We start from the raw sequence: 18,958 nt of genomic DNA, 5'->3' as shown, positions 1-18,958 counted from the left end.
ATTGGAAAAGGCCCCTGATCTGCACTGCAGATCAGGGGCCTCGCGCGGTGGCGGAGGGATTTGAACCCCCGGTGCGGGGTTACCGCACACAGCATTTCGAGTGCTGCACCTTCGGCCGCTCGGACACGCCACCGCAGAAGAATGTACCGGAGCGATCCGGCCAAGGTGAAATCGCCAGGTCAGTAGCGGTTCAGTTCCCGGTCAGCTTGTCTTTGATCTCGGTGGCCTTCTCGGTGGCGGTGTTGATCGCGCCCTGCACCTGCTCGTTGGCGAGGAGTTCGCTCAACTTGTCCTGTGCGGTCCCGATCGCGCCCTGCACCTGCTCGTTCTCGGCCAGCTCGCTCAGCTTGGCCTTCGCCGTCTCGACGACGCTGCTGATCTGCTCGTTGTCGGCCAGCCCGGCGACCTTCTCGCGCGCGGTGTCGAGAATCTCGTTGACCTTGTCCATCGGGTCGGACATTGCATTCCCCTTCGTAGCTAGTACTGCGCGAACGCGCTGCGAGATCCATTAAACCCTTCGACAAGCTCAGGGGGCGAGAGAAGACAAGCTCAGGCGGCGACCTTCGAGAGCCCAGGGGCGAGGTTCACCGCTCAGCGACGCCGGGCGAAGAATTCTGCGACGAGGGCCGCGCACTCGGACTCCAGCACACCGCCGCGCACCTCGGGCCGGTGGAGCAGTCGCTGGTCGCGCAACAGGTCCCACTGGGAGCCGACCGCACCGGTCTTCGGTTCGAAGGCGCCGAAGACGACCGCGGACACGCGGGCCAGCCCGATCGCGCCTGCGCACATCGCGCACGGCTCGACGGTCACCGCCAGCGTGCACCCTTCCAGCCGCCAGCCGTCTCCGTGCGCTCGGGCCGCCGCACGCAATGCCAGTATCTCGGCGTGCGCGGTGGGATCGGCGTCGGCCTCACGGCGGTTGCTCGCTCGGGCGAGTTCGGCGCCGTCCGGCCCAAAGACCACCGCGCCGATCGGGACGTCGGCGGCGGGGGCGGCACGCGCGGCTTCCAGCGCCGCCCGCATCGCCGTGTCCGGGTCGAGCCGCACGCCGGTCAGTGCCCGAGGTCGTCGAGCACCTGCGCCAGCTCGTCGGCGAACCCGAGCCGGGCGGCGATCATGCCGAGCTGCTCGTCGGCGTACAGGTCGGAGTCGCCGACGATGATGCTCATCACGCCGTCCGGGAGCCCGAGGTCGGCGAGCAGCGACAGGTCGCCTTCCTCCCACGGGTCCACGTCGTCGACGTCGTCCGGGTCGAGGTCGGGGATCTCCACGTTCAGCCGATCGAGCACGTCCGCGGCGATGTCGTAGTCGACCGCGGCCGTCGCGTCGGAGAGCAGCAACCGCGCCCCGCTCGGGGCGGGCCGTACGACGATGAAGAACTCGTCGTCGACGTCGAGCAGACCGAACACGGCCCCGGCCGCGCGCAGGTCGCGGAGCTGCTTCTCGGCGTCATCGAGACTGTCCAGGGCGCTGGTTTCGAGCGTGCTCACCTTCCAGCCCGATTCCTCCCGGACCACCGCGACCGCATAGCCGTCGACCTCGTTCTCGGAGACATCTCGCCCGGCGGTGACCATGCAGGTCACGGTAGCCGGTTTTCGACACTCCCCCAAGTCGCTCGGTCACTTGTGTGCGACGCTGAATCGGTGGAGAACAACAGCGCACGCCCGGTCTGCATCCTCGGCCTCGGACTGATCGGCGGTTCCCTGCTGCGGGTGCTCGCCGACGGCGGCGGGGCCGCGTACGGCTACAACCGTTCGACGGCGACGGTGGACGACGCTCGCGCCGCCGGATACGACGCGTCCGGCGACCTGCCTCAGGTGCTGGCGCGGGCCGCCGGCGACGATGCGGTGATCGTGCTCGCCACACCGGTGCCCGCCCTCTCGGCCATGGTCGCCGCCGTCGCCGAGCACGCGCCCGGCTGCCTGCTCACCGACGTGGTGAGTGTGAAGGAGGAGGTGGCCCGGATCGTTGCGTCGGGGCATCCGTCGGGCCGCTACGTCGGCGGCCACCCGATGGCCGGAACGGCGCACTCCGGTTGGGGCGCAACCGATCCGGAGCTTTTCAGCGGGGCCATGTGGATGGTGTCCACCGACGACGGCACCGATCCGGACGACTGGCTCCAGGTGGCAGGCATCGCCCGGCGGGCAGGGGCCTTCGTCGTGCCCGCCGCGAACGACGCGCACGACCGCGCCGTCGCCGCGATCTCACACAATCCGCATCTGACGGCGGCGGTCACCGCCACCGTCGGCGCCGGCGAGAGCGCACTGGCGCTGCGCCTCGCGGCCGGGAGCTTCCGGGACGGCACGCGGGTCGCGGGAACCGCGCCGGAGTTGCAGCGCGCGATGCTGGAGGGGAACGCGATGGCGCTGCTGAACACGCTGAGCGAGACCATCGACCGGCTCGTCGCGGCCCGCGATGCGCTGCGCGATCACGGCAGCGTGGACGTGGTCGTGAACGACGGTCATCGTGCGCGCGCCGCCTACGAGGCGATCGCGCTGGTCGATCCGACGCCGATCGAAGGGGTCGTCGTCGGCGAATCCGGTTGGGCGGCCGAGCTGCGCCGGCAGGGTCACCGGGCCCGAGTCTGGACGGGCTGAGCCGATCAGATCCGGTCGGCGACGCCGGGGAACTCGGTGACCAGCCCGTATTCGTCGAGCGCGAGATCCCAGGTGCCGCGCGCGGAGGTCAGCGTCGCGGTCCCGCCGGCGGTCCCGAACTCGCTGAAGGTGTACGACTTCTCCATCAGGTCGACGCTGCAGTCCGGGAGGCTCAGTTCCACCACCGACACGTCGGCGCTGCTCTGGCCGCCGAGCAACCCGAAGCGCCGGATCACCAGGGATTTGAGGAACGGCGAATGCCACAGGTCGACGGTGTCGGCGCCGCCGAAGTCGCTGTGCACGATGCTGTCGGCGGTCTGCACCATCCAGCGGCCGTCCATGTCGCGACTGATGTCGAGCTGGCTCTCACCGCCGGCCTTGACCAGCCGCACCGACAACCGCCGGGTGACACCGCTGTCGGTGGTCACGAGTTCGTAGGAGACCGAGTAGGCCTCGTGGTCTTCGGTGGCCGCACTGATGATCCGGCCGTGGGCGCGGATCCGCGAGCCGTTGATGTTCAGACGGACTTGCTCGAGACGATCGGCGTCCGCGCCGCGCCAGGTGAGCATGGTCTTGACATCGTTCGACGATTCCCGGGAAGTCACGCCTCCTACGGTAGCGCCTGACACCGCGGGGCACGTCCTAACCCGGCGCGGGGACGGGCGTGAGGGCGGCTCAGCCCTGACAGACCAGGAGCCGCAGATTGTCGTCGCCGGGCTCCAGTTCACGCTCGGACACCACCTGGCCGTCGACGGTGATCTTGCACGACGCCGTGGTCCCCTCGGCCACCAGCACGCTCACCCGGGCGACACCCGTGGTCTGCGCCTCTTCGGTCCACCGACCGCCTTGGATCGACTCGACCTTGGTCTGGGTGCCGTCGCGGTAGAGCACCGTCGCTCGCCCCTCGGTGACCACCTCATAGACGGTCGGGCGCGGCGGCCCCGCCGGTCGCGAGGATCCCGGGACGCGCGGAATCGACGGGCGCCGCGGATCGATCGTCTCCGGGGTGTTCTCCTCGAGGTCTTCCAGGTAGGGATCGTCGGTCGACTGCGAGAGCGGCGGGTCCGAGCGCTGCGAGAGCGGGTTCTCCTCGTCGCCACCGGACGAGAACACCATCAGCACGCCGGCGACGGCGAGCACCAGCACCACCACACTGGCGATGCCCAGCATGGTGCGCGCCACCGGATCGCGCCGAGGCGGTTCCGGGTCCGGCGGCGCGGGCGGAGGCGGCGGATCGGCGGGCGGCGCGGCCGCCGGTGTCGGTGCGTCGTACCGGTACCGCGGTGTCCCGTCGGGAGCGAAGCCCAGCGGCGGGTAGGTCTGGCCGCGCGCGACGGGCTGCCGATACGGCGGCGCGGATCGCGGAGCGTGCGGTGGCCGGGTCATGGGTCCATTGTGCCGACTCGGTCACATCCGGTGGGCATTCCCCTCGCGTCCGTGACAGCTTCCGCCGCTCACGGACTCGCTCAAGAAGATCGGCTCCACACAGACCGTGCTGGGTGAGGGCCAGTTGATGACCGGTCGTGGAGCACGGCGTCCGGGGCCGAATCGCTGCGGCGTCGACAGGTTAAGACGCCGGTCAATAGTCTCGTGGCATGTCCCATGAGGAATCACGCAATGAGTCTCTCGCGATGTACGTGCGCGCACACTTGGTCGGAGCAAGCGGCGGAATCCGCCTCGCTCAACTCCTCGCCGACGACCCATGGACAGATGGGGCGATCGACGACCTCCCCGGCGAGCTCGCCGAAGAGGTCGACTTCGCCAAGCGGTGGGCCGGATCCAACAGCCGGCTCAGCGAGCTCTGGACTTATCCGTTGTTCGGCGCTACCGCGCTCGGCGGCCGCGCACTCGGCCTTGTCCGCCCCCCTGCGCGGAGCGGTGCGCCGAGCGATCGCGCTGGAAGCAATGCGCTCTCTCGTGCTCGCGAAGACGGCGATGTGGGAGCTCGGCCTCGCTCTCCACACCGACGACGGCCACATCCACCGGCAGATCGCGCGCTTCGACGAACAGGCAGACCGGCAGGCCGCCCAACTCAAGTCGCTGCACCGGATCTCGGTGCGCGAGGCATTCGGCACCACCACACCATGACGCTGAACAAGTGGGGCATCCATCGGAGGTGACGCCTGCGCAGTACATCGAGAGTTCGGCGGAGGCTGCGGATCAGTCAGCAACACTTGACCGGTTGGCGCGCCGCACAGCCCGCCGTCTACCGGGTCCACATCAGCGTGTGCATTAGCCGAGAGTAGACCGAGTGTCGGTCGATGCGGGGTCGGATGCAGTAGGAGGTCCCCTCACCGTTCGTGCTGGTGAGGGGACCTCCTGTGGTGCGCCCGTAGGGATTCGAACCCCAAACCTTCTGATCCGTAGTCAGATGCTCTATCCGTTGAGCTACGGGCGCTGGTACTCGACCGAGTGTACTAGGCGTACGTGATCGAGCGCTATTCGGTTGTCCGGGCGAACCCGGTCAGCGGAGACGAGAGGATTTGAACCTCCGGTCCCTTTTTCAAGAGACAACTCATTAGCAGTGAGTCCCATTCGGCCGCTCTGGCACGTCTCCTGGTCTCGCCCTTGCGGGCTCGCCGAGGTGAAAGATTACACAGACCCGAGCGCGGGTGGCAAATCCCGCCGCCTGCCCGGGAACTGCGGCGCGCAAACGCCTACATTGGACGTTGTGACGTTTCGCATCCGATCCGATCTCGACTCGCTTCCGGTGTACGTTCCGGGCAAGACGTTCCCCGGTGCGCTGAAGCTCGCGAGCAACGAGGTGACCCACGGTCCGCTGCCCGCGGTGGCCGAGGCGATCGCCCAGGCCGCGGCCGGCGTCAACAGGTATCCGGACAACGCCGCCGTCGCTCTGACCGAGGAACTCGCGAAGACCCTGGGCGTGACCCCCGCCGAGGTCCAGGTCGGCTGCGGCTCGGTGACGCTCTGCCAGAATCTCATCACCGTGACCAGCGGGCCGGGTGACGAGGTGCTGTTCGGCTGGCGCTCGTTCGAGACCTACCCGCTGGCGACCCGGATCGCCGGCGCCACTCCCGTACAGGTCCCACTGACCGGCGACGCCGTCTACGACCTCGACGCGATGGCAGACGCGATCACCGAGCGCACTCGCCTGATCTTCGTGTGCAACCCGAACAACCCGACCGGCACCGTCGTGTCGGCGCAGACGCTGCGCCGGTTCTTGGAGCGCGTGCCGGACGACCTCCTCGTCGTCCTCGACGAGGCCTACTACGAGTACATGCGGCTGAGTCCAGGACATGCCTACGACGCGCTCGAGCTGCGCCGCGAGTTCCCCAACCTCGTCGTCCTGCGCACCTTCTCCAAGGCGTACGGGCTCGCCGGACTGCGCGTCGGCTACGCTGTCGCCCATTCCGAGGTGATCGTCGCCCTGGGCAAGGCGCACCTCCCGTTCTCGGTCAACAGCGTGGCGCAGGCCGCTGCGGTAGCGGCTCTCGGCGCCCAGAACCAGTTGCTCGCCCGCACGGATGCTGTTGTCGCCGAACGTGATCGCGTGACGTCCGAACTCCGTACCCTGGGATACGCGGTAGCCGACTCGCAGGCGAACTTCGTCTGGCTGATGCTCGGCGACGACGCCGTGCCGTTCGCCGCTGCGGCGGCCGAGGCAGGAGTGATCCTGCGCCCGTTCGCCGGCGACGGCGTGCGAGTGACCGTGACCCACCGAGAAGAGAACAACGTCTTCCTGGCGTTCGCCCGGAAGTGGAGGACCCGATGAACGCACCGGACCCGACCACCAAGCGCAAGCGCGGCAACACCCGGCGACGCCTGCTCGACGCCGCCTACGAGGCGTACGCCGTGAACGGCTTCGGCCACACGACGGTGGAGAAGGTGGTCGATCAGGCCGGCTTCACCCGCGGGGCGTTCTACTCGAACTTCGACTCGCTCGAAGAATTGTTCCTGGAGATGTGGGCCGAGCGGTCGGCGACGATCATCGCTGAGATCCGTGCCGCGCTCGACCGGCTGATCGCCGACGACGTCCGCGATCTCAGTGAGGTGATCCGAGGCATCTCCGATGCGCTCCCGTTGGACGAGAAGTGGTGGGGCGTCACCGCCGAGGTGACCGCCCACGCGCTCCGCACCCCCGGGCTGCGCGAAGTGGTCGCGCGGCGCGAGGAGCGCGTCAGCGAGACGCTGATCCCCCTCGCCGTCGAACTGCTGGCCCGGACCGGACGGCGCATTCCGGATCCGGAGTCGTTCAGCAAGGCGCTCATCGCCGTGTTCGACGGCACCGCCCCGCAGGCGCTGCTGAACCCCGACGACTCGAAGGTGCTCGAGCGCAGACGGATCCTGTTCGAACACGTCGCGCTGGCTTACTCGGTTCCCGAGGACGGCACCGCCGACCAGGAGTGATCACCCGACCCGATTCGATCGAGTGATCGGCCGGGTCACCGCGTCAATACAGCTCAGACGATCGACGGGGCGAGCGCATTCCACGCCGCCTGCAGGTCGCGCTCCCAGTAGACCCAGTTGTGAGTGCCGATCAGGCGGAACGCCGGGGTGAAGTCGATCCCCTTGGCGGTGAGTTGCGTCGCGAACTCCAGTGAGCAGCGGTACGACGCGGCCTCGAGCGCCGAGCCCGCCGCGATCTGCGCATCCTCCGGCCCGTCCTTGGGGTCGCGCTTGATGGTCAGGTCGAGCGGGCCGATCGCCCCGGACCCCGAGCTCAGGAAGATCGCCTTGCCGCGCAGCGCATCGAGGCGGAGGGCCGGATCGTGCGCCTTCCAGCGCTTGCTGCCGGGCGCGCCCCACATGTTGTTGGCGTCGGCGCCGCCCTTGGCGACGGTGGTCCGGATGTAGGCTTCACCGGCCGGGCCGGAAGCTGGCGGGCACCCGCTGAGCGAGCCGACGCCGCGGTAGAGCTGCGGGTTCCGACTTGCCAGGGTGAAGGCCGACTGACCCCCCATCGACAGCCCCATCACCGCGTTGCGGCCGTTGGAACCGAACTGCACGGCGATCACCGCGGGCAGTTCTTCTGTCAGGAAGGTCTCCCACTGCGGCTTGCCGAGCTTGGGATCCTTGCGAATCCAGTTGGTGTAGAACGAACCCGCGCCTCCGGCGGGCATCACCACGTTGACGTTGCGGCCGGCGAAGAACTTCGCCGCCCCGCCCTTGGTGATCCAGTCACTGACCTGGTCGCCGCCGTCGGCGCCGTCGAGCAGATAGAGGGTGCCGCGCGGTGCGACGCCGGACGGCGAGAGCACGGTGACCGGAACGGTTGCCTCCATCGCCTCGCTCTTGACGTGCAGATCGGTGCGATGCAGTCCCCGCTGCACCTTCTTGGTCACCTTGGCGCCGCCGGGAGCCGCCTCGACAGCGGCCGGAAGAAACGAGGTCGCCCCGAGAGCGAGGACGGTGGAGGCAGCCAGGATCGACATGAAGCGGCGCAGGGTCATGAAGGTAAAGTACCGGCACGATGTTGCAGGACGGTAAAGCAGACCTGAGAGACGCATGAGGAACGTGTGACGACCTGGCGATACACTGCCAGAATGCCCGATGCGCAAGACTCGTACGCGTTCGTCGCTCACGTTCCGGTCCGCTGGTCGGACATGGACGCCTTCGGCCACATCAATCACGCGCGCATGGTCACCCTGATGGAGGAGGCGCGCATCCAGTGGCTGCTGTCCGCGGGCGAAGAGTATGCGCCGCTGATCAAGAGCGCGATGATCGTGCACGTCGAGATCCGCTACCAGGCGCAGCTCCGGCACGACGACAGTCCGTTGTCGATCGCGATGTGGATCAAGGGCCACCGCATGGTCGACTTCACCATCGGCTACGAGATCCGCGGCGCCCACGCGGCGCCGGACTCGCGCCCGGCGTGCGTCGCGAGCACCCAGATGGCCGTCGTCGACGTCGAGGCACACACGCTGCGCCGCCTCACCGACACAGAGAAGGGTTACCTGCGCAGTTGGGGCCGCTCCGGCGACTGACCGTCGGCGGCTACGGCTCGTACTTCTCCGGGAGCTCCTGCATCGCCTCGTGCGGAGAGATACGGGCGATGTTGCCCTGCAACACGTCTCGGTAGATGCGCAGTTGCTCCTCGCCGGCCTTCACCTGTTCGGAGAGCAGGCGGGAGTGATCGGCGGAGAGCTCCCGGTCGCCGGAGCGGGCGACCAAGTGGTCGATGCGCGCGTCGAGAGTGGTGGCCCGGTCGTACTCGTCGAGGATCCGCAGCTCTTCGGACGCGGACTCGACGGTCTGGGCGATCTCGACGAGCGCCTGGACGCGGCCGAGCAACTCGGTCCACACCGGCCGCAGCGCGGCTTCCCGCTGATCGATGTGCTGCACGAAGCCCGGATCGTCACCGGCTCGGGCCCGGGCGCGATCGAGATCGACCCGCAGTGAGCGGAGCGCCACCACGTCGGCCGCGATCTCAGCCAACTCCGCGTGCAGGTTGACCGCGGTGCGCTGCATCTCGAAGAAGTCCGAACTCCAGGCCGGACTGCGGTGGATCCGGTCGTAGAAGTGCCCGGCGACGAACTGCAGAGCCTCGTAGCCGTCGCTGAACGACGACCCGCGCCCAGACGATCCCGCGGCGACCGGATCTTTCCCAGAGCCGAGCGCCTCGTTGATCCAGTCTTCGACGTTCTGTGCGGCGCCCCGGCCGGCGAGGGTGCCGACGAAGCCCGCGATGCGGTCGACGGCTGCGCTTCCGGCCCGGCGGGCGGCGCCCCCGGTGGGAAGATTGGCGACCGGGGTGGCCAGCAGACCGCCGAAGAGCCGTTCCCGCTCGTCGATCTCCAGGTAGAGGTTCTCCCGGCGCTCCCGGCGGATCGCGCGGCTGCTGGTGGCGAACACGCCCTTGCCCACCACGACCACGCGGCGGGCGTCCTCGCGCCGGCGCAGCATCCCCGACAGCCGGGTCCGCAAGACGGTCGCCACCATGTTCGGCATCGCACCCATCGCGAGTTGGTGCTCGATGTGCACGATCGAGTGCTGAAGTCGCCGCAGGTCCGCGTAGCTCGTCGCCAACCGCGGCAACGGCCTGCCCAGCGACATCCGGCGGACCAGGAGCGCCCGCCCGGTGGGTGTCAGGTGCCCGGCGGCAATGAGGAGCGCGGCGTCGTCGGACAGCTCCGGCGGATCGCCCGGGAGCCGCGCTTCCTGCGTCCACTGCCGCAGATCGGCGGTGGTCACGGAGACGCGCGGGGCACTCATGGCGTCGAGTCTACCGGCCGGTCAGACCCTCCGAACAGGAGAATCACGTCACCGACACGGTGCCCCGCACGGATCAGCCCCGCCGGCGGGCATACGGCCGAACTGATCCCCGGTGATCCCTCGTGATCGTCGGCGCGACGGCCCACCCGCATGTCGCTGCCCACACGACAAGAGCGACGATCAGGCCATCGGACCTTCCCAGCGGCCCGCCACCATCAACGCGGCGGCGAGCATGCGCGACTCGCGCGGAACCGTGGGATTCAGCCCGGTCAACTCGCCGATCCGGCGGAGGCGGTAGGTGTACGTGTTCGGATGGACGTGCACCTGCGCCGCGGCGGCCTTGCGATCCGGGCCGTGCTGCAGATGCGCGTGGAGCGCGTCGAGCAGGTGCTCGGACTCGAACAGCGGAACCACGCGCTCGGCCAGTCGATCCCGGGCCGGACTGGGGCGAGTCACCTGAAACTCCAGCAGCAGGTCGTCGATCCGATACGCACCCGATCCCCGCTTGAGCACCCGGGCGAGGCGGCCGAGCTCGGCCGCATCGATCGCCGCCGTCGGGATGTCGCCCGGGCGGACGTCCTCCATCAGGCCCACGTAGACGTCGACGCCGAGACGGTCCGCGAGGCTGCGCGCGAGGTCGCCCCACCGCGAATCCTCGGGATCGGCCTCGGCGCTGCCGGCCGCGATCAGGGCGACACCCTCCACACCGTCGAATCGTGCCGGGACGATGTCGGTGGTGAGGCCGTCGAGCCCGGCCTGCAGAGTACGCCTGCGACGCTGGATCAGCAGGTTGGGCGGGGTCTCGTCGGCGTCAACGTCCAGCAGCACGGTGACGACCAGATAGCGCTCGGCGATCGTGGTGTTCGCGCGAGCAGCGAGTCCCGCCGCCGGCCGGCCGCCGACCAGGGCATCGCAGAGTTCGCGCCGCACCTCCCGCGCCGCGTCGAAGGCTGAACCGGCCTCCTGCGCGTACACGTCGATGCACGCGACATCGATCATGGTCATCACCCCGAGCATGCGCTGCCCGAGCTCGACGAGCTGGTCCATCTCGTCGGGCCGCGCATAGTCGGCGGCCTGCGCCAGCAGCACCTGCGAGGACGCGTGAATCGCACTGATCAAGACGGTGAGCGGCAGCCGATCCTCGACATGCTGGTACGCGACCGGCTCTGCGAACGCGCGGATCTGCTCGTAAGACGGCGTCCGGTCCGCGGCCAGCGCCGCGAACACTGCATTGCCGCACGCAGCGATCACGGGCAACACGTCGTCGTAGTGATCGTCGGGCAGACTGGCGGGCACGACCGAACCCAGACCCCCGTTGAGCAACCGCTCGGCGAGGGCGGGCCAGTCCGTGGCGAGCCGAGCGACCAGGCCTGGCGCCCCGTGATGCTGCGAAGTTGTCTCCGATGACGAATGATCCGGCAAATCTTCTCTCCTGAGTGCAGTGACCTGTGGCGATGTCCGCAGTTACCGTGGCAGCGTTCCTTGCCTCATCACCTGCTACTAAAAAGTAACCTACGCCTACGTATTCGTAGGTCAACTCGGAGAGTGAGAAGATCTTGCGTTTGGCACACCGACTGGGCAGCGCGCTGCTGACGGGCGCGGTCACCGCGATACTGGTGTCCGGCAACGCCGTCGCACAGGCGAATCCGGCCGCCGACACCGCCGTGCCCCGTTCCACCGTCTCGGCGCCCAAGACGCTGCCGGACATACCGGACACCAAGGGCAACGGTCCGGTGCCGTCGGGATTCTTCTCCGCGTGGCTGTACTCCCAGCTCAATCCGGACGTCGCCCCGTCCGGGGCCAACGACTTCGCCTGCACACCGAAGGACGGCCAGAACCCGATCGTGCTGATCCACGGCACCATCCAGAACGTCTACAACAACTGGTCCTATTTCTCGCCGATCCTGAAGCGGGCCGGCTATTGCGTCTTCGCCCCGAACTACGGCCGCACCGACCTGCTCGACCAGGGCGGCCTCGGAACCGTCTTGCCGGGTGTCCACGCGGTCGCGTCGATCCGGCAGTCCAGCGACCAGCTGGCCCGCTACATCGACCGGGTCCGCACAGCCACCGGCTCGGACAAGGTCGACGTGATCGGCGCATCCCAGGGCGGCCTGGTCGCGCGTCACTACCTGAAGTTCAACGGCGGCGCGAACGCCGAGAACCCGGACAAGAACAAGGTCGAGCGCCTGATCATGTTCGGATCGCCGAACCACGGCACCACCCTCTGGGGCTTCGCCGCGCTCGGCCGCGCCTTGGCCGACGTCGGGATTCCGGTGATGGAGAACGGCCTGTCCTCGTGGCTGTACGGCGCCGGCGCGATCGACCAGGGCGTCGGCTCGCCCGCCATCAAGGCGATCAACGCCGAGCGGATGACGTATCCGGGCATCGAGTACACCTCGGTCGCCACCCGCTACGACCAGGTGGTGCACCCGTACGACACGGCCTTCATCCGGGCGCGTGGCGTCGAGAACCTCACCCTTCAGGACGGTTGCGAGGCCGACACCTCCGACCACCTGTCGATGATGTACTCGTCGCGCTCGGTCTCGATCGCCCTGCGCGCACTCGATCCGGAGCGCTTCGGCGAAGCTCGGTGCAACCCGAACGTCTGGCTGTTCAGCTTCTGAGCTCCGGACCCGCTCAGTAACTGAACAATCAGCGACAGATCAACGCCCGCCGCGCCGCGAGGTCCGGCGGGCGTTGGCCTTTCCGGCACCGGCGGACCGCGATGCGCTGCCGCGTCCACCCGTAGATCGGCGCGGCGGAAGCTGGCCGGCAGCCTCGCGGGCGGCCCGTTTGGCCGCTGCCTTCTCCTTCGCCGATCGCTTCGGCGCCTCGGTCTTCCCCCGGGACGACCCGGGCCGGCGGCCCCGCACCACCCCGATGAACTCCTCGATCACGTCGTCCGCGGGGTCGGCCCACAGCAGCGCCACCGGCGCCGCCGGTCCGTCGGCGATCGGCCGGAACGTCAGATCCCGCCGGTGATGCAGTCGGGCGATCGACATCGGCAGCACCACCAGCCCGACGCCGGCCGCCACCAGTTCCACCGCGTCGGCGGCGGTGTCCGGGCGATGCTCGGCCTTCTGACCGGGCGGTTCCGGCCAGTCGAGCACGTCGTCGTGCGGCCGCAGAAACAGCTCGTCAGCCAGGTCGGCGCAGGTCACCTCGTCCACCGCAGTCAACAGGTGATCCTTCGGCACGACGACGACGGGCACCTCGTCGTACAGCCTGATCACCGCCAGTCCGTCCTCCCCACCGGCCGCCGGCCGGGCCAGCGCGGCATCGGCCCGCCCGCCGCGCACCCGATCAGCGGCCTCGGCGGCCGCGCAGGCGATCAGGTCGACGGCGACGCCGGGACGGCGCTCGGAAAAGGCGCGCACCCACTTCGCGGGCATCACTCCCGGCACGTACGCGAGCCGGAACGAGCGGGATTCGGCAGAGACCGCGTCGCTCGACCGGCCGGCGGAGTCACTCGACCGGCGCGACGGCCTGCTCACTTCCCGGCCTTCGGCGGCACGAGGTCGATCATCGCCTGCACGTGCAGCCCGGAACCGGCGACCGCCTCGCGGATCTGCTCGACACTCCCCGACAGCGCCTCGGTGATCTCGTCGTACGACCGCGTCGGGGGCGCGGTCACCGTGATGCGGAGGATCTTGGCACCGCGGTCGTCGAGCGCCTTGACCGAAACGTCGTCGAACAACGGATTCGCGGCCAGTTCGGCGGCGACGGCTCCGGCGATCAGGCCGGGAGCGACGGTCATCCGGCCGCCCTCACCGGAGCCGTCGAGCACCAGGACGTCGACAGCCTGCGGGCGCACCAGCGTCAGCAGCAGCTTCATGCCCCACAACACGGCGAGCACCACGACCCCGATCAGGATCCACGTCCACCACCCCGCATCGGCGGCGTGGCGCACCTTCTCCGGGTCGATGCGGTCGACCCAGCGCGACGGTGCACCGGCGTTGACCTGCGAGAAGATCAGTGCGAGGCCGGCGACGACCAAGACGATCCCGACCAGACCGACCGAGATCCGGTTCCAGGCTGCGGGAAGGCGATTCACGCGGACCCCCTCGTCACCGTCGAGCGGATCTTGACCTTCACTTTCGCGGTGAGCCCGAGGCCGTCGAGCACCCTCTGCACGGCCGCCCTGACCGCGTCCGCATCGACGGCGGCGGGCGAACCGAACACGGTCACCGCGACAGTCCGGCGACCCACCACTGTCACCGCCCTGTCCACACCCGGCAGCGCCCCGGCCGCGGCACTGCACCGGCGCGCGACGGCGCGGGGGCGGGTCCACAGAACGCCGCCCCGGCCCACCGAGAGATACGTGCGACGACGTGTCTGGACCGACGACCACAGCATCCCGGCGCCGGCCAGGATCAGCAGCACCGCCACCACCCACATCCAACCCTGCCAGCCCACCCCGGTCCCCCAGTGCGTCGCACCGCGCAGCCATTCCGGGCCGTGCAGCCAGCCCGCGCGGACGATGAGGTCACGGATACCCAGTCCGGCCAGAACGAGCAGGAGCACACCGAGAATCGCCCCGACGAGCGCGGCATTCGGCAGCGAGGCCGGATCGCGGACGGTACCGTCCGCGGTGTCGCGAAGCACCGGACCGGTCGCTTCCGCCGAGGCGTGACCGGAACTCTTCTTCCTCACGGATCGACCCCCTCATCGTCGGCCTCGTCGCCGGCGCCGGCGGCCGGCAGTTCGATCATTCCGGCGCCGAGCTCACGTACCTCGGCGCGCGGAACCAGGTGAGCGACCTCGACGTCGACGGCCACCGGGCGCACACCGGTGAGCCGTTCGAGCTCGTCGGTCAGGCGCGTCCGCAGTTCGCGGCAGACCGCGGTCAGCGCCGACGGCCAGACCAGCGCGACCTCGATGGACAGCCGCGGCGCTGACGCGCCCATGTCGATCTCGGCACGCGGATACACCCCGCCGACCAGCGAACGGGCCGCCGACACCCCGCCGAGCGCGGAGCCCATCGGGCTCTTGTAGGCGACGACGGCGTCCACGTCCAGCGCGGCCCGTTCGGCGATCTTGGCGCCGACCCGGTCGGCCAGCACCAGGGCGCCGGCGACGGCCGCGCCGACCGTGGCGTCGTCATCAGCCACGGTTGCGGCTCCGGAGCACCGCGCTCAAGTCGATGGCACCGTCACGATGCATCCCCAGCGCCAGCCCGGCCCCGCCGAGCACCACCCCGATCAGCAGTCCGACCAGACCACCGGTGGTCGCGGTGAGCGCCAGCAGCAGACCGGCGATGAGGCCGACGACGGCACAACTACTGTTCATCTCTCGTCACTCTCTGTGTGTTCGCCGACTGTACGGTCACCGGGCGCCTGCAGATCGGCCACGACGACGTCGATCGGCCGCCCGGCCAGTTCTTCGGCCGACGCCCGCACCCGCTCGGCGACGGCCCGCAGGTCGTATCCGAGCTCACCGACGAACGCCACCTCCCCGGACGTCTCGCGCAGCGCCACGCCGACCACGCGACGCCCGGGCAGCGAGGTGGCGACGGCCCCGAACGCGCCTCCCGACAGGGCGGCGACCCCCGGCACGGCCAACGCCGCTCGGGCGATCCCCTCGGCCAGTTCGCCGAGCGGATCCGGGCCGCCGAGACCGGTCACTGCACGCGCGGGGGTTGCGCGGGATCGTTGCTCGGAGTCTCGGCATCGGGCAGATGCACGTCGTGCACGGTGACGTTCACCTCGGTCACTTCGAGCCCGGTCATCTGCTCGATGGCCCCGACCACGTTGCGCCGGATGGCGTTGGCGAGCTGGTGGATCGGGACGCCGTACTCGGCGATGATCTGCACGTCGACCGCCGTCTGGCGCTCCCCGACCTCCACCTCGATGCCCTGGGTGACGTTCGACGACGTGCCGGGCACGAAGTCGCGCACCTTGCCGACCATGCGTTCACCGGTGCCGCCCAGGTCGTACACGCCGCCGATCTCCCGGGTGGCGATCCCGGCGATCTTGGCGACCACCGTGTCCGCGATGACGGTACGCCCGCGGTCGTCGCCGAGGTCGCGGCGCGCGACCTCCTTGGTGCCCTCGGACCCGGTGTCCACGGCGGGCTCGGAGGAGTTGTGCGATCGCGCGTTCCCGGGTGCGGGCGCGTCCTTCGACGGCGTACTCGAGGTCGTGCTCTCGGTCATCTGCATCTCCTCGCCCAGCCGGCACCCGCGGCCGCTTCACCTCACGATTATTGCCGACACCACCGACGAGGCGCAGAATCAATGACAAGGTTTCTCCGTCGAAGCCTTCCCGCCGCCCACCGCCGCACCCGGAGTCGCCATGGCAGAAGCCCCGCTGACCCGGGTCCGGCGTGCGTACGAACGGTTCCTCGCGGGGGTCGAGCCGCCCGCCGAGGCCGTGCGCAAGGTGGTGCGCGACTCGTGGCAACGGTCGGCGCAGGGCGGTCTCGATCCGGCCGGCGCGCACGTGGACGTCGACCCCGCCCAGTGGAGCGCCGCCGACTTCGAGGAGTACCGAGCGGGACACCCGCTGACCGCGATGCGGCCGCTGGTGCAGTCCCTGATGATCGACGACATCGTCGGCACCGACGTCGTCGTCGCCCTCACCGACCAGCACGGTCGCCTGCTCTGGGTGGAAGGCGACCGGAGCGCACGCGATGCAGCCGCGCGCATCGACTTCGTGGAGGGCTCGGTGTGGAGCGAGCACACCGTCGGCACCAACGCGCCGGGGCTGGCCCTGACCGTCGACCAGGGTGTGCAGATCCGCGGACCCGAGCATTTCGTGTCCCGGGTGCACGAGTTCAACTGCGCTGCCGCCCCCGTGCACAACCCGACGACCGGCGAGGTGATCGGCGCGATCGACGTGACGGGCGGCGACGCCGCCGGCCAGCCGTTCGCCCTCGCGGCGGTGCGTTCGGTAGTGGCCGCGGTGGAACGCGAGCTCCTGGCCAAAGCCGTCGACCTGAGCCCCGCCGTCCGCGGCCTGCCGATCCACTCCGTGCCGCGCCTGACCGTGCTGGGCACCCCCGGGTGGGCCACACCCGACGGCCGCACCCGGCCGCTCTCCCCCCGCCACGCGGAGATTCTGCTGTTGCTGACCAGCCGCCCCGAGGGATTGGGCACCGACGAGCTGGCGATGCTGCTGTCCGACGGCGAGCTCGGCGCAGTGACCGTGCGCGCGGAGATCTCGCGGCTGCGTCGCGATCTGGGCGACCTGATCGCCGCCCGCCCGTACCGGCTCACCGTCGAGGCCACGTCCGACGTCGCCGAGCTCGGCGAGCTGATCGCCACGGGCTCGCTGACCGAGGCGATCGCCCGCCTCGGCCGCGGCGGACTGCTGGCCGAATCGGCGGCCCCCGGCGTCGTCGAACTCTTCGAGGAGGTCCGGGAAGATCTGCGGTCCCGACTGCTGGCCGCGTCCGATTCGGACGCCCTGACCGCGTGGACGGCGTCGCCGCACGGCCGCGACGACCTGCTCGCCTGGCAGCGCCTCACCGCAGTGCTCCCCGCCGGGGATCCGCGGCGGACCATCTCCGCCGGCCGCGCCCGTCTGCTCGACCGGCGTTTCGGGCTGAACTGACCCCCTCGGTTGCAACGTGACTGCAACCACATCGCCTCTACGCTGTGGGACAGATCACCAGCGCGTGACCTGACAATGCAGTCACCTCGCACAAAGGAGAGTTCGATGCCGGTATTCGCCAAGCCCGGATCCGATGGCTCGCTCATGAGCTACGAGTCCCGCTACGACAACTTCATCGGCGGCCAGTGGGTCCCGCCGGTCAAGGGTCAGTACTTCGAGAATCCGTCGCCGATCGACGGCAAGACCTTCTGCGAGGTGGCCCGTTCCACCGCGGAGGACATCGACCTCGCCCTCGACGCCGCGCACGCCGCGGCACCCGCGTGGGGCAAGACGGCGGTGGCCGAGCGCGCCGCGGTGCTGAACAAGATCGCCGACGTGATGGAAGCGAATCTGGAGAAGATCGCGCTCGCCGAGAGCTGGGAGAACGGTAAGGCGATCCGCGAGACCCTCGCCGCCGACATCCCCCTGGCGATCGACCACTTCCGTTACTACGCGGGCGTGATCCGGGCGCAAGAGGGCGGCATCTCCGAGATCGACGAGAACACCGTCGCCTACCACTTCCACGAGCCGCTGGGCGTCGTCGGCCAGATCATCCCGTGGAACTTCCCGATCCTGATGGCCGTCTGGAAGCTGGCACCCGCGCTGGCCGCCGGCAATTGCGTGGTCCTCAAGCCGGCCGAGCAGACCCCGGCGTCGATCCTGTATCTGATGAGCCTGCTCACCGACGTGATCCCAGCCGGCGTGGTGAACATCGTGAACGGCTTCGGCGTGGAGGCCGGCAAACCGCTCGCGTCCAGCAACCGGATCCGCAAGATCGCCTTCACCGGCGAGACCACCACCGGCCGCTTGATCTCCCAGTACGCGTCGGAGAATCTGATTCCGGTGACCCTGGAGCTCGGCGGCAAGAGCCCGAACATCTTCTTCGACGACGTGCTGCTGGAAGAAGACAGCTTCGTCCAGCGCGCCCTCGAGGGCTTCACGATGTTCGCGCTCAATCAGGGCGAGGTCTGCACCTGCCCGAGCCGCGCCCTGATCCAGGAAGGCATCTACGACGACTTCCTGGAGCGCGCGGTGGATCGGGTCAGCAAGATCAAGCAGGGCAACCCGCTCGACACCGAGACCATGATGGGCGCGCAGGCGTCGAACGACCAGTACGAGAAGATCCAGTCGTACCTGGCCATCGGCAAGGAGGAGGGCGCCAAGGTGCTGATCGGCGGCGAGCCCGTCGACCTGGGCGGCGACCTCTCCGGCGGCTACTACATCAAGCCGACGGTGTTCGCGGGCAACAACGACATGCGGATCTTCCAGGAGGAGATCTTCGGTCCGGTCCTCGCGGTGACCAGCTTCTCCGACTACGACGACGCCATCCGCATCGCCAACGACACCCTCTACGGGCTGGGCGCAGGCGTGTGGAGCCGCAACGGCACCGTTGCCTACCGCGCCGGCCGCGACATCCAGGCCGGCCGCGTGTGGACCAACACCTACCACGACTACCCGGCGCACGCCGCGTTCGGCGGGTACAAGAACTCCGGCATCGGCCGCGAGAACCACCTGATGATGCTGTCGCACTACCAGCAGACCAAGAACCTGCTGGTCGGCTACAGCCAGGACCCGAAGGGCTTCTTCTAGAGGTCG

Annotated in this window: 23 protein-coding genes and 3 tRNA genes; 8 read left to right on the top strand and 18 right to left on the bottom strand. The window is 69.3% G+C overall.

The genetic code is table 11. From position 1 onward, the window contains the following. Positions 1 to 45: 45 nt before the first annotated feature. From C6V83_RS02515 to C6V83_RS02500, 4 genes are all read right to left on the bottom strand, one after another. Positions 46 to 133, bottom strand: a tRNA-Ser gene (locus C6V83_RS02515). Between the two features lie 57 nt (positions 134 to 190). Continuing rightward, complete coding sequence (locus C6V83_RS02510; protein WP_105941066.1) at positions 191 to 460, bottom strand: hypothetical protein; 270 nt, start codon at positions 458 to 460, stop codon at positions 191 to 193. Between the two features lie 131 nt (positions 461 to 591). Then, complete coding sequence (locus tag C6V83_RS02505) at positions 592 to 1,023, bottom strand: nucleoside deaminase (RefSeq protein WP_105943660.1); 432 nt, start codon at positions 1,021 to 1,023, stop codon at positions 592 to 594. Between the two features lie 29 nt (positions 1,024 to 1,052). Continuing rightward, entirely contained in the window at positions 1,053 to 1,574 is a 522-nt protein-coding gene (locus tag C6V83_RS02500; RefSeq protein ID WP_105941065.1) for a tRNA adenosine deaminase-associated protein, read from the bottom strand. A 69-nt stretch (positions 1,575 to 1,643) separates the two neighbouring features. On the opposite strand from C6V83_RS02500, the gene C6V83_RS02495 reads away from it, so the two are divergent. Then, positions 1,644 to 2,597, top strand: a complete 954-nt coding sequence (locus C6V83_RS02495; RefSeq protein WP_105943659.1) for a prephenate dehydrogenase — start codon at positions 1,644 to 1,646, stop codon at positions 2,595 to 2,597. Positions 2,598 to 2,602: 5 nt separating this feature from the next. On the opposite strand, the gene C6V83_RS02490 is transcribed toward C6V83_RS02495, so the two are convergent. Both C6V83_RS02490 and C6V83_RS02485 read right to left on the bottom strand, forming a co-directional pair. Beyond that, positions 2,603 to 3,202, bottom strand: a complete 600-nt coding sequence (locus tag C6V83_RS02490; RefSeq protein WP_105941064.1) for a putative glycolipid-binding domain-containing protein — start codon at positions 3,200 to 3,202, stop codon at positions 2,603 to 2,605. 70 nt (positions 3,203 to 3,272) lie between these two features. Then, positions 3,273 to 3,983 (bottom strand): MmpS family transport accessory protein, encoded by a 711-nt coding sequence (locus C6V83_RS02485; RefSeq protein ID WP_105941063.1) that lies wholly within the window; start codon positions 3,981 to 3,983, stop codon positions 3,273 to 3,275. Positions 3,984 to 4,502: 519 nt separating this feature from the next. On the opposite strand from C6V83_RS02485, the gene C6V83_RS18645 reads away from it, so the two are divergent. Next, positions 4,503 to 4,685, top strand: coding sequence for a hypothetical protein (locus tag C6V83_RS18645; protein ID WP_234353828.1), 183 nt, complete (start codon positions 4,503 to 4,505; stop codon positions 4,683 to 4,685). A gap of 234 nt (positions 4,686 to 4,919) precedes the next feature. On the opposite strand, the gene C6V83_RS02475 is transcribed toward C6V83_RS18645, so the two are convergent. Continuing rightward, positions 4,920 to 4,995 (bottom strand) — tRNA-Arg (locus tag C6V83_RS02475). A 70-nt stretch (positions 4,996 to 5,065) separates the two neighbouring features. Beyond that, positions 5,066 to 5,154, bottom strand: a tRNA-Ser gene (locus tag C6V83_RS02470). A gap of 114 nt (positions 5,155 to 5,268) precedes the next feature. On the opposite strand from C6V83_RS02470, the gene hisC reads away from it, so the two are divergent. Further along, positions 5,269 to 6,330: a histidinol-phosphate transaminase gene (gene hisC / locus C6V83_RS02465; protein ID WP_105941062.1), complete on the top strand. Its 1,062-nt coding sequence runs from the start codon at positions 5,269 to 5,271 to the stop codon at positions 6,328 to 6,330. Then, entirely contained in the window at positions 6,327 to 6,965 is a 639-nt protein-coding gene (locus C6V83_RS02460) for a TetR/AcrR family transcriptional regulator (RefSeq protein WP_105943658.1), read from the top strand. The genes hisC and C6V83_RS02460 overlap by 4 nt, the downstream gene beginning before the upstream one ends. A 53-nt stretch (positions 6,966 to 7,018) precedes the next feature. On the opposite strand, the gene C6V83_RS02455 is transcribed toward C6V83_RS02460, so the two are convergent. Continuing rightward, positions 7,019 to 8,008, bottom strand: coding sequence for an alpha/beta hydrolase (locus C6V83_RS02455; protein WP_105941061.1), 990 nt, complete (start codon positions 8,006 to 8,008; stop codon positions 7,019 to 7,021). A 93-nt stretch (positions 8,009 to 8,101) separates the two neighbouring features. Here C6V83_RS02455 and C6V83_RS02450 point away from each other — a divergent pair, with 93 nt between their 5' ends. Continuing rightward, positions 8,102 to 8,542, top strand: a complete 441-nt coding sequence (locus C6V83_RS02450; RefSeq protein WP_105941060.1) for an acyl-CoA thioesterase — start codon at positions 8,102 to 8,104, stop codon at positions 8,540 to 8,542. 10 nt (positions 8,543 to 8,552) lie between these two features. On the opposite strand, the gene C6V83_RS02445 is transcribed toward C6V83_RS02450, so the two are convergent. Both C6V83_RS02445 and C6V83_RS02440 read right to left on the bottom strand, forming a co-directional pair. Beyond that, on the bottom strand, positions 8,553 to 9,770 hold the full coding sequence (locus C6V83_RS02445; protein WP_105941059.1) for a hypothetical protein: 1,218 nt from the start codon (positions 9,768 to 9,770) through the stop codon (positions 8,553 to 8,555). Between the two features lie 180 nt (positions 9,771 to 9,950). Next, a complete protein-coding gene (locus C6V83_RS02440) occupies positions 9,951 to 11,066 on the bottom strand; it encodes a PucR family transcriptional regulator (RefSeq protein ID WP_234353827.1) in 1,116 nt (371 codons plus the stop codon). A gap of 266 nt (positions 11,067 to 11,332) precedes the next feature. Between C6V83_RS02440 and C6V83_RS02435 the strand changes: the two genes are divergently transcribed. Continuing rightward, the gene (locus C6V83_RS02435; RefSeq protein ID WP_234353826.1) at positions 11,333 to 12,394 is read left to right on the top strand and encodes an esterase/lipase family protein; all 1,062 of its coding nucleotides are present in this window, start codon (positions 11,333 to 11,335) and stop codon (positions 12,392 to 12,394) included. A 39-nt stretch (positions 12,395 to 12,433) separates the two neighbouring features. On the opposite strand, the gene C6V83_RS02430 is transcribed toward C6V83_RS02435, so the two are convergent. The 7 genes from C6V83_RS02430 to C6V83_RS02400 all read right to left on the bottom strand — a co-directional run bounded on the left by C6V83_RS02430 (position 12,434) and on the right by C6V83_RS02400 (position 15,924). Continuing rightward, positions 12,434 to 13,162: a LysR substrate-binding domain-containing protein gene (locus C6V83_RS02430; protein ID WP_105943656.1), complete on the bottom strand. Its 729-nt coding sequence runs from the start codon at positions 13,160 to 13,162 to the stop codon at positions 12,434 to 12,436. A gap of 98 nt (positions 13,163 to 13,260) precedes the next feature. Continuing rightward, entirely contained in the window at positions 13,261 to 13,824 is a 564-nt protein-coding gene (locus C6V83_RS02425; RefSeq protein WP_105941057.1) for a hypothetical protein, read from the bottom strand. Then, the gene (locus C6V83_RS02420; RefSeq protein ID WP_105941056.1) at positions 13,821 to 14,423 is read right to left on the bottom strand and encodes a hypothetical protein; all 603 of its coding nucleotides are present in this window, start codon (positions 14,421 to 14,423) and stop codon (positions 13,821 to 13,823) included. The genes C6V83_RS02425 and C6V83_RS02420 overlap by 4 nt, the downstream gene beginning before the upstream one ends. Next, positions 14,420 to 14,881 (bottom strand): Asp23/Gls24 family envelope stress response protein, encoded by a 462-nt coding sequence (locus tag C6V83_RS02415; protein ID WP_105941055.1) that lies wholly within the window; start codon positions 14,879 to 14,881, stop codon positions 14,420 to 14,422. The genes C6V83_RS02420 and C6V83_RS02415 overlap by 4 nt, the downstream gene beginning before the upstream one ends. Next, the gene (locus C6V83_RS02410) at positions 14,874 to 15,059 is read right to left on the bottom strand and encodes a DUF2273 domain-containing protein (RefSeq protein WP_105941054.1); all 186 of its coding nucleotides are present in this window, start codon (positions 15,057 to 15,059) and stop codon (positions 14,874 to 14,876) included. The genes C6V83_RS02415 and C6V83_RS02410 overlap by 8 nt, the downstream gene beginning before the upstream one ends. Beyond that, entirely contained in the window at positions 15,056 to 15,394 is a 339-nt protein-coding gene (locus C6V83_RS02405; protein WP_105941053.1) for an Asp23/Gls24 family envelope stress response protein, read from the bottom strand. Before C6V83_RS02405 ends, C6V83_RS02410 begins: the two co-directional genes overlap by 4 nt. Further along, on the bottom strand, positions 15,391 to 15,924 hold the full coding sequence (locus C6V83_RS02400) for an Asp23/Gls24 family envelope stress response protein (RefSeq protein ID WP_105943655.1): 534 nt from the start codon (positions 15,922 to 15,924) through the stop codon (positions 15,391 to 15,393). Before C6V83_RS02400 ends, C6V83_RS02405 begins: the two co-directional genes overlap by 4 nt. A 139-nt stretch (positions 15,925 to 16,063) precedes the next feature. On the opposite strand from C6V83_RS02400, the gene C6V83_RS02395 reads away from it, so the two are divergent. Both C6V83_RS02395 and exaC read left to right on the top strand, forming a co-directional pair. Then, entirely contained in the window at positions 16,064 to 17,323 is a 1,260-nt protein-coding gene (locus C6V83_RS02395; RefSeq protein ID WP_105941052.1) for a helix-turn-helix domain-containing protein, read from the top strand. A 105-nt stretch (positions 17,324 to 17,428) separates the two neighbouring features. Beyond that, complete coding sequence (gene exaC / locus C6V83_RS02390) at positions 17,429 to 18,952, top strand: acetaldehyde dehydrogenase ExaC (protein WP_105941051.1); 1,524 nt, start codon at positions 17,429 to 17,431, stop codon at positions 18,950 to 18,952. Positions 18,953 to 18,958: the final 6 nt, after the last annotated feature.

Source organism: Gordonia iterans (assembly GCF_002993285.1).
Lineage (GTDB): Bacteria > Actinomycetota > Actinomycetes > Mycobacteriales > Mycobacteriaceae > Gordonia > Gordonia iterans.
The sequence above is the reverse complement of the archived record's forward strand: the minus strand, read 5'-3'. Positions and strand labels throughout refer to the sequence as shown.

Coding starts and splice junctions, on each gene's coding strand:
- C6V83_RS02485 (WP_105941063.1), bottom strand. CDS start 3,983: ATGACCCGGCCACCGCACGCTCCGCGATCCGCGCCGCCGTATCGGCAG.
- C6V83_RS02410 (WP_105941054.1), bottom strand. CDS start 15,059: ATGAACAGTAGTTGTGCCGTCGTCGGCCTCATCGCCGGTCTGCTGCTG.
- C6V83_RS02500 (WP_105941065.1), bottom strand. CDS start 1,574: ATGGTCACCGCCGGGCGAGATGTCTCCGAGAACGAGGTCGACGGCTAT.
- exaC (WP_105941051.1), top strand. CDS start 17,429: ATGCCGGTATTCGCCAAGCCCGGATCCGATGGCTCGCTCATGAGCTAC.
- C6V83_RS18645 (WP_234353828.1), top strand. CDS start 4,503: ATGCGCTCTCTCGTGCTCGCGAAGACGGCGATGTGGGAGCTCGGCCTC.
- C6V83_RS02455 (WP_105941061.1), bottom strand. CDS start 8,008: ATGACCCTGCGCCGCTTCATGTCGATCCTGGCTGCCTCCACCGTCCTC.
- C6V83_RS02395 (WP_105941052.1), top strand. CDS start 16,064: ATGGCAGAAGCCCCGCTGACCCGGGTCCGGCGTGCGTACGAACGGTTC.
- C6V83_RS02430 (WP_105943656.1), bottom strand. CDS start 13,162: ATGCCCGCGAAGTGGGTGCGCGCCTTTTCCGAGCGCCGTCCCGGCGTC.
- C6V83_RS02450 (WP_105941060.1), top strand. CDS start 8,102: ATGCCCGATGCGCAAGACTCGTACGCGTTCGTCGCTCACGTTCCGGTC.
- C6V83_RS02510 (WP_105941066.1), bottom strand. CDS start 460: ATGTCCGACCCGATGGACAAGGTCAACGAGATTCTCGACACCGCGCGC.
- C6V83_RS02400 (WP_105943655.1), bottom strand. CDS start 15,924: ATGACCGAGAGCACGACCTCGAGTACGCCGTCGAAGGACGCGCCCGCA.
- C6V83_RS02505 (WP_105943660.1), bottom strand. CDS start 1,023: ATGCGGGCGGCGCTGGAAGCCGCGCGTGCCGCCCCCGCCGCCGACGTC.
- C6V83_RS02445 (WP_105941059.1), bottom strand. CDS start 9,770: ATGAGTGCCCCGCGCGTCTCCGTGACCACCGCCGATCTGCGGCAGTGG.
- C6V83_RS02460 (WP_105943658.1), top strand. CDS start 6,327: ATGAACGCACCGGACCCGACCACCAAGCGCAAGCGCGGCAACACCCGG.